At 62.7% G+C, this 18,996-nt stretch carries 13 protein-coding genes; 4 read left to right on the top strand and 9 right to left on the bottom strand.

Features of this window, described 5'->3' with window-relative positions; all coding sequences use genetic code 11:
• Window positions 1–200 precede the first annotated feature (200 nt).
• From VKQ35_RS19240 to VKQ35_RS19200, 9 genes are all read right to left on the bottom strand, one after another.
• Complete coding sequence (locus VKQ35_RS19240; RefSeq protein WP_324364339.1) at window positions 201–1,289, bottom strand: response regulator; 1,089 nt, start codon at window positions 1,287–1,289, stop codon at window positions 201–203.
• Between the two features lie 31 nt (window positions 1,290–1,320).
• Window positions 1,321–3,522: a sensor histidine kinase gene (locus tag VKQ35_RS19235; RefSeq protein ID WP_324364338.1), complete on the bottom strand. Its 2,202-nt coding sequence runs from the start codon at window positions 3,520–3,522 to the stop codon at window positions 1,321–1,323.
• 152 nt (window positions 3,523–3,674) lie between these two features.
• Window positions 3,675–6,056 carry a DNA cytosine methyltransferase gene (locus tag VKQ35_RS19230; RefSeq protein WP_324364337.1) on the bottom strand — a complete coding sequence of 794 codons (2,382 nt, stop codon included), beginning with the start codon at window positions 6,054–6,056 and terminating at the stop codon, window positions 3,675–3,677.
• An 87-nt stretch (window positions 6,057–6,143) separates the two neighbouring features.
• The gene (locus VKQ35_RS19225) at window positions 6,144–7,424 is read right to left on the bottom strand and encodes a hypothetical protein (RefSeq protein ID WP_324364336.1); all 1,281 of its coding nucleotides are present in this window, start codon (window positions 7,422–7,424) and stop codon (window positions 6,144–6,146) included.
• The gene (locus tag VKQ35_RS19220; RefSeq protein ID WP_324364335.1) at window positions 7,415–8,218 is read right to left on the bottom strand and encodes a hypothetical protein; all 804 of its coding nucleotides are present in this window, start codon (window positions 8,216–8,218) and stop codon (window positions 7,415–7,417) included. The genes VKQ35_RS19225 and VKQ35_RS19220 overlap by 10 nt, the downstream gene beginning before the upstream one ends.
• A gap of 110 nt (window positions 8,219–8,328) precedes the next feature.
• Window positions 8,329–8,787, bottom strand: coding sequence for a very short patch repair endonuclease (locus tag VKQ35_RS19215; protein WP_324364334.1), 459 nt, complete (start codon window positions 8,785–8,787; stop codon window positions 8,329–8,331).
• Window positions 8,788–9,036: 249 nt separating this feature from the next.
• Complete coding sequence (locus VKQ35_RS19210; RefSeq protein ID WP_324364333.1) at window positions 9,037–9,564, bottom strand: AAA family ATPase; 528 nt, start codon at window positions 9,562–9,564, stop codon at window positions 9,037–9,039.
• A gap of 3 nt (window positions 9,565–9,567) precedes the next feature.
• On the bottom strand, window positions 9,568–10,137 hold the full coding sequence (locus VKQ35_RS19205; RefSeq protein ID WP_324364332.1) for a histidine phosphatase family protein: 570 nt from the start codon (window positions 10,135–10,137) through the stop codon (window positions 9,568–9,570).
• Complete coding sequence (locus tag VKQ35_RS19200) at window positions 10,128–13,091, bottom strand: ATP-binding protein (RefSeq protein WP_324364331.1); 2,964 nt, start codon at window positions 13,089–13,091, stop codon at window positions 10,128–10,130. The genes VKQ35_RS19205 and VKQ35_RS19200 overlap by 10 nt, the downstream gene beginning before the upstream one ends.
• Before the next feature lie 315 nt (window positions 13,092–13,406).
• On the opposite strand from VKQ35_RS19200, the gene VKQ35_RS19195 reads away from it, so the two are divergent.
• The 4 genes from VKQ35_RS19195 (at window position 13,407) to VKQ35_RS19180 (ending at window position 18,977) form a co-directional block, all read left to right on the top strand.
• Window positions 13,407–14,357, top strand: coding sequence for a hypothetical protein (locus tag VKQ35_RS19195; RefSeq protein WP_324364330.1), 951 nt, complete (start codon window positions 13,407–13,409; stop codon window positions 14,355–14,357).
• A gap of 242 nt (window positions 14,358–14,599) precedes the next feature.
• Window positions 14,600–15,598 carry a S1/P1 nuclease gene (locus VKQ35_RS19190; protein ID WP_324364329.1) on the top strand — a complete coding sequence of 333 codons (999 nt, stop codon included), beginning with the start codon at window positions 14,600–14,602 and terminating at the stop codon, window positions 15,596–15,598.
• 335 nt (window positions 15,599–15,933) lie between these two features.
• A complete protein-coding gene (locus VKQ35_RS19185; protein WP_324364328.1) occupies window positions 15,934–17,310 on the top strand; it encodes a pentapeptide repeat-containing protein in 1,377 nt (458 codons plus the stop codon).
• The gene (locus tag VKQ35_RS19180) at window positions 17,307–18,977 is read left to right on the top strand and encodes an ABC transporter ATP-binding protein (RefSeq protein ID WP_324364327.1); all 1,671 of its coding nucleotides are present in this window, start codon (window positions 17,307–17,309) and stop codon (window positions 18,975–18,977) included. The genes VKQ35_RS19185 and VKQ35_RS19180 overlap by 4 nt, the downstream gene beginning before the upstream one ends.
• The last annotated feature ends 19 nt before the right edge of the window (window positions 18,978–18,996 follow it).

Raw genomic sequence — 18,996 nt, 5'->3', positions numbered from 1 at the left:
TTCTGACCCTATTCTCAGACGCGTTAGGTTTTGAATCGAGCCGCGTCTACCAATTCCACGACTCGGGCAACGCGCATTCGCCTACCAACACGGCGCTCCAGCTACAAGCCGACCCGGCGAGTGAAAGGCGCGATAACCCTTCTGATCGAACTCAATGCGCCAAGCGGGGACCCTGGCGATTGACCTTAGGGTGGCGGACCCTAAGGATCGGCGAAATGGGAGATATCGATGTTCGGTTGTCCCGGCCGGCTCATGTAGGAGCCGAAACGCTGTGTCAGGTTCGGCAGGAAGGCGGGGGCGACGGAGCCCACACGTGTGGCCAAGCCGGCCTCTGAGTTCAGGTCCGCCAGAGGTTTGGTCATCAATTTCTTGAAGTCGACGTACAAGGGTCCGCCCGGACCGAGCGGTGGTAGGAAATGCTTCGACGGTTCTGTCTGGTTCACCAGGCCGGTGAAATACTTAGCCAGACTGCTTGAGAGCGCCTGGCCAGGCGGCACTGCGCTCAGAGCCGCGACCTTTTCGGTCCAGTTCTGCAATCCAGCCCTATCGCAGTAGGCCAATAGGACATCATCTATCTTTCCGACGGTCATGTCGCATTGCGGCGAGAGAACGACCCAGAGTTGTTCGCCGAACGTGAAGATATCGCCCGTGTGGGCGCGATGCTCGAGCAGAGCTGGGCTGATGAAATTCTCGAAGGGATGCCAGGCGGGATTGGCGTCGCCATCCATGCCGAGGAGTTCGGCGATATGGGTCGCGTATTGGCGGGTGACCACCGCGGTCAGCTGGTCCTCCGTCCCGAGCTTCCGCTTGTAGTCCTGCCAGGAGGGCCAGATGCGGCGCACGAACGTTTCGGCCCCCGACACGCGCATGCGGCCTCGCACCGACGCCAGCGTGTCCATGAGGTCCCATTGGTCCGCGAACCAGGACAGGGCATCGGCGTAGGGCGTTCCAGCCCCCTTGTAGAACGCCTCCAACAGGCCATGCCCAGGGCGATCGCGATCCACATCATCGACCGTCGCGGTGATGATCGCGACGGGAACTCCACTGTCCTGAAGGCCGGCCTGCGCCAAATCATTGCCGCCGGCAGGTAGTGGTTTGCCGCCCCCGATGCTGGGTAGACGTAGATCGAACAATGCGCAGTCGAAGCGAGTGAGCTTCAATTTGGCCTGCGCATCTTCGACCGTTGAGGCGTAGTCGGCCACGAACTGGCGAGGCTGGTTGGCCTCATTCCACTCGTTCACGGCGTCCCGGAACAGGTCGCGCGGGGCCTCGTCGTCGTCGGCGAACAATATATGTTTGGTGTCCACAGAGCCCCCGCTCTCAAAGTTTGAAACGGATCTCGAACCGCGCGCCCGGCCTGTGGTCCAGATGACTGAGTAAGGTCGCACCTGACCTATGCAGCGCCTCAAGGGCGATGTTCAGGCCAAGCCCGGTGCCTCCATCCTTCAGCGTGAATCCGACGTCGAAGATCTGCTCTCCGAATTCCTTGCGGATACCCGGCCCGTTGTCGTCGACGAAGATCGACAGGACTTCCCCATGTGCTTCGAACCACACGTCGATCCGCGGGTCTTCGGTCTGGGCTTGGCCGAGCCAATAGATGGAGTTGTTGAACAGATTGACGACAGCAGTGCTCAAGTCGCCTGGATAGCCGAGCACCGCGGGTGCGTTGAATCCGTCGTGAATGGTGATCACCGCGTCGCGGACACTAAAGAGGTCGGCCGCCTTGGAGATCACGTCGGCGGGTCTGAATCTCACGGCCTTACCGCGCTTGCCGCCCGCCAGCGGTCGGAGGCTGCTGAAGAGATCGACGAGCTTTCCGCCGTTGGTCTCCATGATGTGAAGCTTCTTCGGGAAGTCCGCGCGCGCGGTGTCGCCGCGCTCCCCTTCTTGGCGGACGAAGGGATAGAGCGTCTGAAGACGTTGGCTGGTCGTGTGGATGTAGTGGGCCGGAGTCGCGCCCTCGTGCAGCACCTCGCCGATGATCGCGCCGAGCGATGAATTCGCCTCTAAGATGCGTTGGCGTTCCTGAAGCGCTTCGATCTTCTTCGAGAGTTCGTCGGACTCTCGCGCGATCATCATCGCAGCAGCAGCACGCTTCTCCTCAGGAAGATCATTGACGAGAGATTGCAGCTTCTTCAGTTGCGAGAGTTCTCGGACCTCGTCGAAGGTCGTGGTTCGGCGGCGAGATATCCCAGCCTTGTCGCGGAAGGTTTGGCGGCGCGGTTCGACGACTTCGGCCAACAAGGTCGTGACCAGTCGTTTCAAGCGTTCGAAGGCTGCGTTCTCCTCGAAGCCTTCGCGGCTGCTTCGCTCGACCAGCCGGGTCACGCTGTCACTTTCGAGCGTGATGTACCCAGCGATCTGGTTGTGGCCGATCCGAAGCGACGGGGTTTGGACGCGGCGACTGTCCAGGGTCAGCCAGTCGTTGGTTGGGTCCCCGTAGGGCCGGATTCGGAAGCCGTCCCGGTAGATCGCGATGCCCGCGATATCGTCCAGCATCTGACGCGCTTCGCTCGCAGTGACAGCTCCTGCGCCGGCTCGGGCGAAGTTGGATCTGAGCGTCTCGACCTCCCGGTCGAAGATGTAGAGATGGACGCCGACCGGCCCGCAGTCCTCCGCCGCCCGTTCCTCGGCCTTTTCCTTCGGTGGAACTGCGACATCGATCGATGCCGGCGCCTGGCCACCGCGTCGGATCTCCATCGTGCCAATGAAGCGGCCTTCGTCGTCGAAAGCGCCTTCCACCTCGTAGTCGCAGTTGGTAAGCAGCGGTAACGGGCGGACCCGGTAGGACGCGCGCGGGTCCGTCACTACATCGTCGGCATCGGCGACTTGGCCGATGGTCGCGCCGTCAAATCCAGCCGTCTCGCGTGTGAGTTCCGAGAGATCTAGGTAGATTCGGAAGCCGCTATCCTCGTCCCCCGATTTCAGCGGCGGGATCAGTCTGCGCAGCTCAACATGGAGCTTCCGAAGTTTGGCTTCGGGCCAGGGTTCGTTCAGCTCCCTGACCTCGATCTCTGTCCCGCTCGCGACCTCGGTCTTCTGCTTGAAGAAATCGATCGCGACCTTGTCTAAGTAGGCTTCGCTGGAGAAGATCGACCAATCGATCTCCGGGATAAGGACCTCATCGCGGGGCGCGACGTCGCCACTTACCGACGAGAGGCCCATCTTTCCGCCAAGTTTCGCCGCGGCGAACCGACCGATGCCTTTGGAGCCCATCATCACCCGATCCTTCTTGGGTGATCTGCGGCCGACGACCTTCGCGGCCGTCGCCGGCTCCATCCATTTCTCCTCGATGTCGGAGAGTGTCATGCCGTGGCCGTCGTCGGTGATGACGATCCGTCCGGCACCGACGGTCAGCGGCGGGAAGAATTTGACCGAGACCTCGGAAGCGTCGGCATCGTAGGCGTTCTTCACCAGCTCGATGACCGCAGCTTCTGGGCCACTGATCAGCTGGTCGCCGATCGTGCGTATGATCCTCGCACGCGGACGGAAGCGTAGTTGTGGCGCGTCGTCCTCGGACATCTATTCGCGCACCTCCTCAACCACGCCGAAACTACATGGCGGCGGAGATTCTTGTCGAATCCCCTAACTCGAAGCTTCCGCGGCCAACCGGAGAGTCCGGCGCGATGAAACCAGCGCCGCCCATGGCCGGATCCAGACGGTCAGCACCTTCGTCAGGCTTTTCGTCGCGATCTCACGGTTTCGCGGCGGCTCAAAACGTGCGCGACCTTCGCCGCGATCGCATGGCTGAGCATCGGCGGGACCGCATTGCCGATCATTTTGAACGCATCGGTCAACGCCGCATCACCGAACGCAAACCAGTCCGGGAAGCTTTGAATGCGCGCGGCCTCTCGAACCGAGATCGTCCTTGGCGCGGACGGATGGACGTAGGCGTATGTGTCCTTCCCCATGTGGCTGACCATCGTCTTCGCTGGACGGGTTCCGTCCATGCGGGAGACCCAATCGCCGTGGTTTCCTTCCCGCTTCGCCAGATATTTCGGGCTGAGAAGATGGTGGCGCGCGCCGAGTTTTTCGCCGGCATGTTCAAGAAGGAGCCGCAACGGCAACGCACCATCGATGCGACTCTCGAGGTCCCGGAGCGCCGCGAGACTAAGGAAGGAATCCCCGTCCCGCTGCGCTATGGCCGCTACCTGCTCGTATTCGCGCGGCGATAACGAAGCCAGTGAGCGGACTAAGCGGCGCATCTGATGTGCCGTTTCCGACGCGTCGGCTCGGTAGTCCATCCACCGCCTCCCAGGCCCCAAGAGGCCGAAGAATGCAGCGTCGTCGGCCCGGGCAGCTCGTGCTGCATGAGCGTCCACAGCGGCAGGCACGTTGTCCGTCCCGTGTCGGGGCTGGCGAACCCACTTTGCGAAGGGGTGTTCGCCCAGAACGGAGTCATCCACCAAGGTGTGCGCCGACATCACCGCGCTGGCCTTGATCCCGCCTCCGACGACGCCCGGCGCCGGCAATCCAGCGAGCGCCAGCGACAGGGCCGCTTCGCGGTCGCGACGCAGCGTCAAGCAGCCCGCGGCGTCCCGAGAGGCCGCCTCCTCACTCGCCCGCACACGAACGCCCACCATGAAGTAGCGCTGCCGGCTTTGCGGGACGCCATATTTCGAAGCGTCCAACACGTCCGAGGCGACTTGGTACGCCACCTCCCCGTCGGATACGTTGGCGATGGCCTCGGCCAAGACCTCGGTGGCCTGGAACTCGACGCCGTCCGCTTTCACGACCGATTGGAAGTGTTGGACGTTCTCGAACAGGAATACGTCGGGACGCAGAGCGCCCAAGACCATCACATACTGCTGGAAAAGGAGATTCCGGGCGTCGCCTGCCTCTGCGCTTCCGTGCGCATGCACTCGGGCATCCCGAAGGCTCCGTATCTTGCCGCGCCCGATGCGACTGAATCCCTGACATGGCGGCCCGCCAACAAGGACCGACACCTTGGACGTATCCCGATAGAGATTTCTCAGACCAGCAGCGAACGCCTCTTCCAAGAAGAGGTCGCTGCGCAGTGCCATCCGTCTTGCTCGCCATCGAACCCAGACTTCGCGCACGGCCTTCATCCCAGGACTATCGAGGAAGGTGACGAAGGATGAGACCCGACGCGCCGACGCCGTCAGCTGACCGCATCCATCAGCCTCCTGTTTGAGTACGAGACTGGCAACCTCCTGATCCCACTCCCATTGTGCATCCTCAATTCGGGACGCCCGCAACTTTGGTTGGCGAGTCCCGATGCGTCCAAGGTCGCCGCATCGCTCGCTCCAGAGGAGTGAAGGCAAGCCTGCGACCTTTGAAGACGGGCGCGGCAGGCGGAGCTTCTCGTGGAAGCCGACGACCGATGTTTGGCTCAACGCCTGGTGGTCGATGCGATCATAGGAGGCCCGCCATTCGGAGCCGGATCGCACTTCATTGAGCTCATCCAAGAAGGTTCGATCGGCATGAGCGATCGCATCTAGGAAACCAGGAAAGGCTCCGCTCCGCAGGCTGTGCAATGCGACGCTGAGGCTTCCCTCACCCAAGACGCGAGCCGAATGCTGGAGATAGAAAGCCAGGAACTCTGCTTCATTGATGAACTCAGTCAGGTCGATCGTTCGACCCACTGGATGATCGCCATGGCCCAGCAGGGCCGCGTTGCGATTGAGGGTCGCGATCGGAGCGGCCGCGATATCCAGGGCCAAGACTGTGCGGAAGTGCTTGCCGCTGCCCAGCATTTCGAAGCCGAGGCTCAATCCGCCGCACCCCGAGAAGATATCCACGACGAGGCGAGGATTTGCGGGTGGATCTGGAAGCGACTCCAGCGCGTCTTCCGGTTCAATATCGGGTTCAACGGCCTGCAACACGAACACGTTCGAAGTGTCGCGCCGCCCCGCCAGCCAATTCTCATACTTTTGTGCGGAGTCGCTGCGAACGTGCTCGCCGGCCAGATGGATCTGCAACGTGGAGAGTCCGACGCCAATCTCAGCTGCGGCGACCCTTTCAGATGTACCCCGTGATTGGATCGTCGCTTTGATGCGAGCCATGAGCGAACCGGCGGCCGGACGCGTCGGCATATGATCTCTATGCATCGCTATTCACTAATCCCAACGCCGTGTCACCATCACCGCGCCCATGCGCTCGATCCCTGCGCAGACCAAGGTTCAAATCTCATAGGGCGAGATATCGAATTCTTTGCCGCCAGCTGTGATCACGCAGCGAGTGCCCACGAGCTTGCTGAGAATATGCGAATACGTCTGGCCATTGGCGCGTTTCGTGCGGTTCATCAAGGGTGCCATCCGTTCGACTTCGGTCGCCGGCACAGCCCAGACCCGACCAGTGTCGATGGCGCCGAGCAGCAAATAGTTCGAAGGCTGCCCAAGCAGGTATTCCCTCTGCACATCGTAGAAACAATACCAATAGGATTGGTAGGAGCGATTGTAGCGTCGCGACGTCGAGATCACGACCCGCAGGTCACCATCGTCTGCCTCGTACAGCGATCCGCGCCGCCGCTTCAGTGTCAGCCCCAGCTTCGCCGACATCTTCTCCGCGGCAGCTTGCCGAAGCCCAGCAGACGCGGCAGGTCCGAAAGAGGCAGGATGTGGGCCACGGGACTTCGAGGGCGACGACGCTGGGTTCTTGTCCGGGCGGTTGGCTTCTTTCCTGCGTCGCTGCGAGTAGACCCGCCGCCTTCGGGACGTTTCTGTCGGTTCGATCGACGTCAGAGAAAGGCCACCTGGCGAGACGAGCATCGCGAGTTTGGATGCCATGGCCAAGGCAGGGGCCGCTCGGACGTTCGCTCCATCGAAGAGATCCGCGAGGAGCGGCGGAAGGTGCGCCACGATGTCCGTGGTGGAGACCTCGATGGACATTTCATCAAGTGCGGCTTCCAGCTTGGCCCGGCCGGCAACCGTTGTGGCGGCTTGCAATGCGCCGCGTTGTATTCGCGGGAACACAACGGCGTTTGCGAACCAAATCGACGCTTCGCGCTTGCTCGACCGCGTCGCTTTGTCTTTTAGAGCGGCGTCAGCCGCCGCGACGATCGCTCGTTCGTCGCCTACGAAATCAGCGAAGGCCAGGCGCGTCACGGGCCACGGGATTTCTGGAACCCAACCTGAAACGGTCGCAGTCAGGTCTATGCGCGTGCCGACATGGATCTCGCCAGCGAGGCCCACGACCGCGTGCAGCGCGGGACCGTCCAGTTGAACACCATTGGCGGGCGTGTCCGCAGGCGCCAGAGAAGCGCTCGGCGCGTCGAACGGCGAGAAGCCGACAATCCGGTCGTGGGCGTCGATGACTTGGACATAACGGGTGTTCGACCCGGAACCGAAACTCACGACCGGGATGGCGAACGCGGGGCGCAGCCAGCTTGGGACGGCGACCGAAAGCACCTCGCCCTCGAAGGGGAAATCCAGCCCCCCTGGATCATTGTTTGTCAGAGCCACTTGAGATCTTCGAAGACACCGTAGGCGATCTTACGAATCGTCCGGTGGTATTCCGAAGGCCGCGACGCGCCGGACCACTCGTAGTCCTTCACTTGCACGCCCATGCCCTCGATCCGGCCCCCGATCTCCGGGTCGGCCGCCAAGGCATCCGGCAGGATTGCGGCTCTGACGCAATCCTCGATTGGAATTTCGTCGAAGATCAGTTCGGGCGTCGAGACCCGATCATCGAGTTGGTTGGCGCCACGGCCGTTCGCAGACACCATCTTGCTGAAACTGACGGCTTCAAAGTTCCCGGCGGGGACCGACACGCTGGTGGTCGGATTGTTGTTCAGGAAGTCGCGGGGCGTGCGGAAGAAGGTTTGCGCTAGGCGTGCGGCCGATTGGACGTTGGGCTCGAGATGGAAGTCAAAGAGCGGCATGTAAGGGTCGAGATAGTCATCCATGAGCCCGGCGATAAAGGCGCCGCTGTCGAAACCGAACACGTGTCTTGGTCTGGGGACCTTGTCTGGGTCGAGGATCAGCACCGCAGGGAACAGAAAAGGCAGGTCGCTGGGTGTATCAGCATGCTTGGTTCGATACGCCGGACGGCCATAGAAGGCATAAACCAAGGGTCTGCCCAAGACGGGACAGTCCGACATCGCGGTGATCTTCTTGGCGTCAAGGATGTCGCGGAGAAAGTAGCCCGTGGTGACGTGCGTCAGGCCTAGACGGAAGTTGGAGGGCGGTAGGGCGGCGACGTACCGCGCAAAGTCTGTGCGGTCGGGACGACCCTTGAGCCCCAGGGTCCTGGCCATGGCCTCTCCGGGTACACCTGGCGCTGACGACGATGTCGTGTGTCCAAGTCGGACAGTGAGTTCAGCTTGCGTCGTGGACGCAAGTCAAGCCGAGCTTCACCCTCCGTCGGTCAACAAGCCCTGCCGGAGTCCCAGCGCGTTGGCCCCAAGAATCGGACCAGGCGAGTACCCAATGTGGCAATGTCTTCCGTCTCGCACTCCCAGATCACGATGAAGGACCATCCCTGAGCCTCGGCGGCCGCTTGCAGCCGCGCATCGCGCTCGATGTTCTTTTCAAACTTGGCCCTCCAGAAGTCACGCCGCGTCGCGGGAAGCCGAGCTCGGTGGCATCCTTGATGTTGATGCCAAAAGCACCCGTGGACCAAGATCGCCATTTGTCGCCTCGGGAAAGCCACATCGGGGCGGCTCGGTACGCCCTTCAGCTGGATGCGATAGCGATAGCCCAGGCGATGCAGCAGAGAACGGACGTCGCGTTCCGGTTTCGTGTGCGCGCGGCGGATACGCGACATCAGGCGGCTACGGACCGGGGCGACGGCGGGATCCATGACTTCCTTGTGCCAGATTTCCAAGGGTCCCCGTAAGGTGGTTTCGGACCACGCCAACGATCGCCAAGGGTGTGGGGTGAATCTAGGCCGCGGTGTTGCGAAGAGATCTGTCGAGCACACCGCGAGCACCTGCCGGGGGCCTTTGAGGACGTCCGGGCGAACCTAGAATTCCACCATGAAGAGAAGGCCGCTGGGGCGAACTTCGGCTCATGACTCGTAGAGGTCTGCTCCATCGTCCCGCGCTCAAGGCGCACCACGACGGGCAGAGTCTTGCTACAGATTGAGATGTGCGAATACCGCCCCTGCGACGAAGGCGGGGGATTGCACGGCGTCAACTTCGATTGTGTCTGGTGTAAACGGCTCGAAGCGCGCCGCGACCTCCTCGACGAGCGCGGCATTCCGATCGCCAATGAGTGAGGTGGATCGATCGGCTTCAACGCGCTCCTGGGCGATCGAGATCGGCACCTTCAAGTGGACCAGATGGAAGGTCGCGCCGTTTGCCTCAGTAATGGTCCTGAGTTGGTCGCGGTCGCGCTGATGCGAAAACGCGACGCCGTCGACAACGCTACGGCGACCACCTCTGAGGTTTGCGGCGACCGCCTGCAATGTTGCTTCGAACGCGGCGTCCTTCTCCCAGCTAGTGAAGTCGCAGGGCTGGAACATCGCCGCGCGGATGTCGTCCCGCGAGACAAACCAAAAACCTGCTCGCGCTTGGAGCGTCCGGGCCAGCGTTGTTTTTCCGGCGCCGGGCAAACCCGCGAGCGCAACCACGATCAGATTTCCGCCTTGCTGTGAGCGCATGGACTAGTCTCTGGCGTTCCACAGCGTAATCGCGCGGCGCCCGCGTACCTGTGCGACTACTGAGATCGACCCGGTGTCGAGGAGCAGCGGACGGCCGAATTCGGGTGACAGCTTCAGCGCTACAGCGGTGAGGACCCGCAGCAGATAGCCGTGCGAAAATACCACCGTTGTGTCGTCCGACGCCAATTCGGCCAAGAACATTGCCGCGCGGGTCGCGACGTCCGAAAGGCGTTCTCCCTTGGGGCAGCCATCGCGCCAGATGTCCCACCCAGGCCGCTCGCGCTTAACCATTTCCGAAGAGACGCCTTCGAACTCTCCATAGTCAAACTCGCGAAGGTGACTGGAGATGGCGCATTTGGCTTGGGGTAGCGCCAATGCGGCGGTCTGCTGCGCGCGCAAGAGGGGACTCGTGAAGACACGGAAGTCAGACTTGGCGAGCAGCTGTACGAGCCGGGGGTGAAGGTTCGTCGCTTCTTGTTCGCCCCTTGGCGTCAGGGGCAGATCAGTGCTTCCGACGAAGCGTCCCAGCGCATTCCACTCCGTCTCTCCATGCCTGACCAAGATCAGTTGCAAGGCGTGTGACCCACCGCGGCGGTGCCGTAGAGGCGCACAAGTTGTGCACGTCCTGGCTCACCGCAGGCCAGCAATTCCTTTTCGATCGCGTTGAGCAGCGTTGCGTCCTCCGATTTGTCCTCCAGGCAAAGCTTGAAGCACGTTTTCGCGGTCGCGCAGTCGCCGGCCAACAGGTGCCACTCGCCGATCGCCATCTGGGTCTCGCGTTGACCGTTCTTGTATCCAATCTCTTCGTGCAGTCTCAGGGCCTCATTCAGTTCCACCTTTGCGGCCGCCAGCAGGCTCTGATCAGGTTGCCGTCGATCCAAAGAGGACGCGGCTCCAAGCAACAGCGCTATGCCCTTGTGCTGCCGCGCGATGGCTTCTGAGCGGACAGCTCCGACCTGGCGCGCCCAGTCGAGCACACGGTCGATGACCTGCGCAGCCTGTTGCGGCCGACCCGCCAACCGCAGGGTCTTGGCGTAGGAGATCAGGACCCGATGTGGCGAAGAGCCGGGCGGTTCATAGGCAAGGGCCTGCTCGTAAGTGCGGATGGCGCCTTCCAAGTCGCCCTGCATCCTCAACCTCTTCGCCGCATTGCGCAGGGCGCGAGCTCGGGCTGGTCGATCAGGACTCTCCGCCGCAAGCCGGACCTCTTCGTCGAGATACTTCTCAAATCGGCGCTTCATTGCCGCGGCGCGGTCGGCGTCGATGCCCGCGGCGTGTTCAAACTCACGGCAGCTGAGTTCGGCGACGTCCGCCACGGCCTCTAGCAGCAGATTCCCGCGGTCAAGAGTACGACCGATCGCCTCGGATTTTTCGTAGGCATTCAGCGCATCATCGATCCGCCCAAGGATCATCAGCACATCGCCAACGAGATCGTAGGCCCAACCTTGAGTCTCGACGTCACCGCCGGGCGCCGAAATGAGCCATTCGCCCCGCTCAAGGGCCGCGCTGTAGTCGTGCGCCTGCTTCAGCGCCTCAGCTTCCTCGAGAGCTACTCGCAGCTGAGCCTCGCCTGCGGGAAATCCTCCGACACGACCGGCCTCTTCCGCCTTCCGGAAGAGGCCTACGGCCTCCATGGGTGAGAAGGCTGACATCGCATCCCGTGCAGCGGTCAATAGCAATGGACAAGCCTCGCGGTGCCGGCCCGCAGCGTAGAGGTGGTCGGCAATCATGGCGTTCCAGTTGTCGGCAATCAGGACTTCGCAGGCCAGCATCCAGTCCGCGACGGCCTCATGCATGAGCCGCCGGCGTGATCGGCTCATGCTGCCGTAGAGAACCTCCCTGATCTTTCCATGACTGAAAGCGAAGGCGTCGCCTCCGGCTTGCACCTCGCGGATGAGGTCGAAGCTAATGAGTTTCTCCAGGGTCGACAGCAGCGGCGCTGCGGGCATGTCTGACAGTTGGCGGATCATTTCGAATGAGAAGCGTGGGCCGATGACTGCGGCGCGCTCAAGCTCGGTGCGCTGATCGGGATCGAGCATCTCAAATCGACACTGGATCGCGGCCTCAATCGACGCGGGAATTCGCCACTCCGCCCGCGGCCTAAGCAAGCGCCAAGCTCCGTCCCGAATGGCGATGGTTGCAGGTTCACCCGAAATCTCCGCCGCTAGCGTGTGGAGTACTTCTCGGACGAAGAGGGGGTTGCCTTCGGTTTCACGATGAAGCCGCTCGAAAAACCGGGGTGTGAATTCATTCGGGCCCTGGAGCACCGAACTCACCAGATCTGGCAACCGATCGAGCGGAATATTCGTGAGCCTGACGTGCTTGAAACCGTCCCGCGCACGACTTCCAGCGGCGAGGAGCCTCGCCAAGGCCTTGGAGCTGGTCTTGGCGTCGCCGAGCAAATCGGTCCGGTACGCGCCGACAAAAGCGACTCGCCCCTCGGCGCGTCGAGCAAGTAGGCAAAGGAGCGCGTCGGCTGTTCCAGTGTCTACGCATTCAAGGTCGTCAAGGTTGATGACAAGGGGGCGGGGCACCCCCGACCTGTCTTGGCCGAGACCGTAGATCAGGTTCGCGAACGTGCCGATTGTCGCGTCCCGACGAGTCTCAGGGTCCGCGGACGGGTCCATTGAAAGCTGGGCGAGTCCTGCCTCGACGGAGCCGGCGCCGTAGAGCTCCGCTACGACGTCACCTGGCCGCCGTCCGTTGCACGCCTGTCTCAGCAGCTCTCGAATCGGGAAGAGGGCCATGCCTTCGTGGAAGGGTTCGCAGGCCGTCGCAAACACCCGGTAGCCGTTGTCTCTGGCCATTTCGCAGATGGCTGCGGCCAGCGAACTTTTGCCGGCGCCAGCCTCGCCACCAATGAGGATGAACTTGGCTGATGAGCCGTCATCGCGCAGACCGCTCAAGACACTCGACGCGAAGGCCAATTCGTCATCACGCCCGATAAGAGCCTCGACGGATTCGTTCTTCGCCCCGCGGGAGCCGCGAACCTGTCCTACGACCTGCGGCGCATCGGTGATTGCGGGTTCGGTCGCCCGTGGGCGAGCGAGCGCCGCGCGTATCATCCGGGCCACATCGAGCATCGCCTCATCACGGTCGGCGGACGTGGAGATCGGTTTGCCATCTGTCGGAGCCGCGAGCAGCTTGCCGAATGGAGAGGTGTGCCAATCGCAGGGGCGGACGATGACCGGGATGATCCGTGTGAGACCCTGGTTCTCGCGCCGCAGTGCGGCCTCCATCTCAACGTCCATGCAATACGGCGAAGCGAGGAAGTCTGAGCTGATCAGCAGCAGCACCACGTCGGAATTCGCAAGGTGGCCGGAAATTGAGCCATCGATTTCATCGCCCGCGCCAAGCAGTCGGTCGTGCCACACCTCGATAAGGCGGTCGCGCCGCAAGCCGCTGAGGTGACCTTCCAACGCCTTGCGGTACTCCTCATCCGCATGGGCGTAGGAGATGAAAACCTTCTTCGCAGTTGGCGCTTCCACACCGCCCCCTGGGTGGCTCCGCCTGAGATCGGCGAACAACGATACTATGGGTTTGATCCTACTCAACCCCAAGGCGCTTTCTCAGTTGCCTCGCCCGCGGGCGTAGGCCGACGCATCCGCTTTCGAGAGCGTCTAGCGCTCTTCCTTACATCGGGACGCACGGAGGCGGACTGGATACCTCAAAGCTGGTACCGGGAAGGAACGATTCAGAACGGCGAAGTGAGAACACACCAGCGGCTGTTGAATCTCTAAAGCTCAGATGAAACGCTGGCGGTGGGCTTCAGGATGCGAGTGCATGATCTCGAAATTCCAGCACCGGGTTCAGCTCTGCGGGACTGCACTGAGGCGTGGCACGTGATTGCGGCGATCAAGCCTGAAAAGCCGGAGCCTTCGATCTGCTTCGAGCTAACCCCGGCGCTACTGACATTCCGGCGGGCAGCCGGCAACGCCAATCGCCACCTTAACACCCTGCTGGTTGGACTAGAGACCCTCAAGCCCGCCACGCCCATCAAACCGCCCGATCTTGTGGTTTCCTGGAGCAAGCCGGCGGTGCCGACGGAGTGGATGGAGACCCGCAACTTCGCACTGGGCGCGACCATGGTGGCCGTGGTCGATGGACTCGATAGATACATGAAGATCGCCAGCCAAGTCCCCGGTCTGACCGATCGTGCCCTCGACGACGCGCTCAATGGCCGCCAACCTGGCGCAGGCAGGCCGCGCCCGAACATCTTTGAGCGACTAGAGGCCCTCTGTGACTTTTATCGTGGCGTTGTCCGGTCTGAACATTTGGCGGGAATGCGACTGTTGATTAGCTGGCGCAACCAATTTGTCCACGGCCAAGACAAGAAGCCCCTGGGCCTTGCCGAGCGTCGGGCGCTCGCCAATTCGGCAGCTTTCTTCCAGGCGCAGCACGGCGGCGTGTCCATCGTCGACACCCTGGACCGTTATGTTCAGCGTGAGCCCCCGACGCTCACCGACTTGTCGACTTTGATCTCTGCAGCCCAGCGGCTCACCAAGGCCCTCGACGAACACCTGCTCCAGCTTCAGGAGGGTGAGGTGTACGCCCTCGCCCTGACTAGCTACATCATTCACGCCGATCCCGACCCAACTGCGTGCATGGAGCGGCTGTTCCGGCGGGGCGGAAGTCAGGCCGCAGGCCGCGTCAACGCTGAGTTACTCGAATATGGCGGGAATCATGACCTCAAGCGGCGGGCCAACGCGCCCGCGCTGACGCGGAAGCGGCTCGATGCAATCCTTGGCATGGGTCGCAACCGCGCGGCGCGGGAGTTCGGGATCAAGCGCTAGAGCTGCATGCGCGAAGTGAGTGTCTCAACCACAGTAGTGACAAAGGCAACGGAAGGCGACAACACCGCCGTCTGTTTACCGGCCGGTCCTCAGTGTCCGTCCCTGGCCAACGCCGTCATCGACTAGCCAGTTCTCAGTGCAGACTATGGCTTTCGCACTATTGAGCGAACATGGTTTCGCCGGCCCTGGGCAGATCGCGGGGAACGTGTATCTTTCTCACCTTCGCTTAGGGGAGGGGTGCGATGCGAAAGCTGACGTTGGTCTGCGCCTTGGGCTTTGCGGCCTGCGCGACGGGGGCGCTGGCCTGGCACAATCAGGGGCACATGATGACCGCCGAGGTCGCGTGGCAACACATGACCCCGGGCGCGCGCTGCCGGGCGGTGAGCCTCTTGAAGAGCGAGCCGGAATACGCGCGCGGGCTGCAGAACCCGACGGGGATCGATGCGGGGCAAGCCCTGTTCGTCAATGCCGCGACCTGGCCCGACCGCATCAAGGCCCAAGGCGTCAAGGTCAACAACGCCCCGATGAAGAACGACGGCGATGACGCGGCCGCAGCCGGCGTCCAGAAGCAGGTCGCGAACAACATTGGCCTGGACGGCTGGCTGCATAAGTACTGGCACTTCGCCGACGAGGCGGTGCCCGCGGTCGCCGGCCAGAAGCCGCCGCCGATCAACGCAATCGAGCGGATCGGGACATTCTCGAAGGCTCTGGCGGCGCCCGCCACGCCGACCAACATCAAGGCCTACGACCTGGTCTGGCTGATCCATCTGGTCGGCGACGTTCACCAGCCGCTGCATATCGCCGTGCAGTTCGGTCCGAACTTCACGACGCCCGCCAAGGGCAACGACGCCGGCGGCAACGACGTGGTGGTCACCGGCGCCCCGGGCTTCAAGGAGCTGCATGGCTTCTGGGACGGCGCCCCCGGCGACAGCAAGGTCGAGGCGAAGGAACTCAGCATTTCTGTGGCGGCCGCGGATGCACTTCCCGCGCCGTTGGCGGCGAAGACCTCGATCAAGGACGCGGGGGTCTGGGCCTCGGAGAGCCACGACTATGCGGACAAGGCCGCGTATGTGACGCCGATCGTGAGAGGATCCCAAGGACCCTTCGCGCTGACGCCGGCCTACGTCGCGAACGCGCAGAAGATCGCGACTGCGCAGGTCGCGCTTGGCGGGGTGCGCCTCGGCAATCTGCTGAACGCGGCGCTGACCTGGCCAAGCTCCGAGTGTGCCCAAGCGCACTAGGAGGCATGGGGCGGCGCGGGCCTGCTCAAGGGTTCGACGCAGATCAGCGGTCGCATGGCCGATCGACTCCGTGGCCTGATCTCACTGCGACCGGGAATGCGCCGACGAACTGCGCACGTACCGACTAAGAAACCGGCTAACCGGCACTCGCAAAAGAGCCATTCACTCCCAGCGCGATGAAATTTGACATTCGCGCTTAACGAGAACCATCATCTTAACCATGGGCAAGGGGGAAGAAGTGATGGGGGCAGAGTTCCTCATTGGGCTGGCGGCCCTCACCGGCAGCGCCGCACAGACCTGACCACGTCTTTTGAACGAGAGGTCGGGGGTCGCAAATGGCGCTGGATTGGTGGACGAGCTACATCGCCGAGCTTCGCACGCCAAAGGGATGGTCTCTTGCGGCGAAGGGAATGGGCGGCCTGCTGACCGTGGCGGCGACAGGCATTGCCCTACTGTCGTTTTGGTCGGCGCAACGGACCGATCAGATAAACGCGCTTGCAGCCCGTATCAACGGGATACAAGCCAATCTGCTTTCCGGCAACAGCACGGCGCGTGTCGTCGGCCTGCGAGCCCTGCAGTCTCTGGATTCTGATGCTCAGGCCAGCCTTATCGGCGACGGCGAAGCCCGAGTTCGGGTTCTGCAATTTGTCCGGGCATCGCTGATCGACGGCTTCGAAGGTGTGAATCTTCCGGCGATGCGGGGAGGCGCTAAGGCAACGGGTGAAACACAGGAGGCGGCCAGCGAGCTCGAGCGCTACCAACTACTGCTCACGCTGGACAATATCGGTGGTCTCGAGTGGGACAAGAGCGCCAAATCGCGTCCCGCAAACGTCTCGGCTGACTACAGCTGGCTTCCTACGGCACAAGACGAAAGCGGCGCTTCGTCGGTCTCGAATGTCTTCGACGGGTTCCAATTTCCGAGACGGCAGATCGTGCGGTTCCGGTTCAGCTGCGCCTCTCTTGCCGCGGCGAGCTTCCGGGGCGGCGACGTCAAGGGCTCCCAGTTCCAGTATTCCGGCTTATCGAACTCAGACTTCTCGGGGGCGCTGCTCGAATATGACAGCTTCGTCGGCGCCAACCTGCGCGGCGCCCGGTTCGACGCTGCTCAGCTTGAAGGGGATGTCTTTTCAGCGCCTCGCATGCAGCCGGAGAGCAATCTCGACACATGTTGGCGGCGGACGAAGGGCGCCGTCACCCCAGAAGCTACCCAGTTGGTCGCCGCGTCCTTTGTGGGCGCAAAGCTTGTGGATACAGAGCTCCTGGCCGTCGCCGCGAACGGGGCGAGCTTTCGCAAGGCGATCCTGAGCTCCGTCAAGTTCTACAATGCAGGCCTCGACGGGGCCGGCTTCGACGAGGCCACCCTGAGCGGAGTCTCGTTCGAAGACGCCGCGCTCAGCGGCGCCTCGTTCGACCGTGCGACTCTGACGGGCACGAGGTTCAGGGGTTCCGACCTTCACAACGCGCACTTCATCGGCGCGCGGTTCCTAGACACCGGCGTTGCAGACAGCATGCTTCAGGGCGCCAACCTCCGTGGCGCGAATTTCGGCGGCGCCCAAGGCTTGAGCCCAGAACAGGCCTGCCGCATTTCGAAGGCAGGGGCTGTCTTCGTGACGGACGAGAAGGGTTGGCAGGAGGCTGATCGTCAGGTTTCCGATGCGGCCAGATTCCAATCGGCGGCCGACCAACTGGCGCTTTCGGGGTGCCAGCGATGACGCCCCCCGCGAAGGCCGCCTGCCTGCTGAGCTTGGCGGGCGAGGCGTATGACGCGGCGGCACTACGGCAGCTCGCGGACTGGCAGGCGCGCCGCCTCTGCGAGATCACCTTTGTCGCCTTGGATGATCTCGAGAAGATCAACGACGAGACACTCGGCCTGCCTTCGCGCACCGTCGACGAATTCCGGGGCTTGATCGAGGATGTCCAATGGCCCGGACCGGTGAGGCTGGTGAGCTTCAGTCGCCTCGCAGAGTGTCGAAGCTATGTTGAAAGCTACCAGCGCGTCGCGGGCCTCTTGGAGCACAACGCCGGGCTCCGCGGCCTGCTGCACGCGCAGACCTATCGCAATCTTCAGCCGGTGCTTCGGGGCTACGATATTCGCAATCAGCGGCACCCGGCTGTGCAGATTCTATCGGAATACCTGGTCCAGGAGATCTCGCTCCTCTCGGCGCTGGCCGTCCTCGGTTATGAAGCCGAGATCGGCTTTCATCGACGGGGTCAGATCCACAAGGAACTCTGCCGGCTGGGGTTGGTACTGCCGCCGGCAGAGCTGGTCACCAAGGCGGCCCCGGCGGCGGCAGTCGAGCTGTCAAGCCTCTCCATGAGAGTCGGCGGCAGCGGTCGGACCGTAGGGCCGTTCTCCTTTAAGCTAGAATACGGTGAAGTGCTTGGCGTCATCGGGCCCAACGGATCAGGCAAGACAACGCTTCTGCGTGCGATGGCCGGCCATATTCCCGCGTGCGCGGGGACCCTCAGCGTCCAAGGTCGCTGCGTCGACCGGCTGTCGCCGGGAGAACGGGGGGTTGCGACGCTTTTCCAAGACGGTGGACTGCTCCAGGCGATTTCGGCGCGCGCCAACCTGGAGATCGCCGTCAATGCAGCCCGACGGCGCGGGCATGACACCTCCAATGCCGCTCCGCTGCTGGAGGCGCTCGATCTCGACGGGGAGATGGAGACGCAAGCCTCGTCGCTGAGCGGTGGCCAGCAACAGCTTGTCGGTTTCGCGCGAGCGCTTTCGGCAGCGCCACAGGTCCTGCTCCTGGACGAACCGACAGCGTCGCTGGACACCTCACGGAAGAACGCCCTCGCGTCGGTGCTGAAGGCGCGCATGGCGCGAAAGGACAGCGTCGCGGTTGTGGTGTCCCACGACATCGCCTTCCTCTTCTCGGTCGCAGACAGGATTCTCGTCCTGGACGCCGCGGGCCAGGAGCATGCGATCGGCGCCGCGTCGGATTTCTACAACGGCGGCCTGTCGTTCCTCGCTGCAAGCCTGGTGGGTGCCCAGAACGTCTTCCGCATCACCGGACGGACGCCCTCCGAGCTGGTCCTCGACAATTGGCTGAAGCTGGCGGTCGGCCGACACCCGCCGGACGCGGCGATAGCGGGGGTGCGGATTCCATTTGCCGCCCTTGAGGTCCGAAAGACGCGGGCTCTGGCCCGGGTCCAGGAATCCCAAGTCATCCAGGTGGTGCCGGGCGTCATCAGGTCAAGGCGGCTAACGCCGGAGGCCGATTTCATTCTTTTCGAGCCGGACGCTGACCGCCGCGCGTCGGGGAAATTCGCCGCGGCGCGAGGTCTCTACCTTGCACGCGGTTCGACCGCCAACTTGAACAGTATGAGAGTCGATCTCGTCATCAACGGCCGCGATTTGGTCTGGCTGAATTAGCGCAGGGAGGAAATCTCGC

This window comes from Phenylobacterium sp., from assembly GCF_035309685.1.
GTDB lineage: Bacteria > Pseudomonadota > Alphaproteobacteria > Caulobacterales > Caulobacteraceae > Phenylobacterium.
This window is presented reverse-complemented; position numbering and strand designations above follow the sequence as displayed.

What these genes read in the sequence shown, in the direction of transcription:
- VKQ35_RS19235 (WP_324364338.1), bottom strand. Translation starts at nt 3,522, where the DNA reads ATGTCCGAGGACGACGCGCCACAACTACGCTTCCGTCCGCGTGCGAGG.
- VKQ35_RS19230 (WP_324364337.1), bottom strand. Translation starts at nt 6,056, where the DNA reads ATGCCGACGCGTCCGGCCGCCGGTTCGCTCATGGCTCGCATCAAAGCG.
- VKQ35_RS19220 (WP_324364335.1), bottom strand. Translation starts at nt 8,218, where the DNA reads ATGGCCAGGACCCTGGGGCTCAAGGGTCGTCCCGACCGCACAGACTTT.
- VKQ35_RS19210 (WP_324364333.1), bottom strand. Translation starts at nt 9,564, where the DNA reads ATGCGCTCACAGCAAGGCGGAAATCTGATCGTGGTTGCGCTCGCGGGT.
- VKQ35_RS19190 (WP_324364329.1), top strand. Translation starts at nt 14,600, where the DNA reads ATGCGAAAGCTGACGTTGGTCTGCGCCTTGGGCTTTGCGGCCTGCGCG.
- VKQ35_RS19185 (WP_324364328.1), top strand. Translation starts at nt 15,934, where the DNA reads ATGGCGCTGGATTGGTGGACGAGCTACATCGCCGAGCTTCGCACGCCA.
- VKQ35_RS19180 (WP_324364327.1), top strand. Translation starts at nt 17,307, where the DNA reads ATGACGCCCCCCGCGAAGGCCGCCTGCCTGCTGAGCTTGGCGGGCGAG.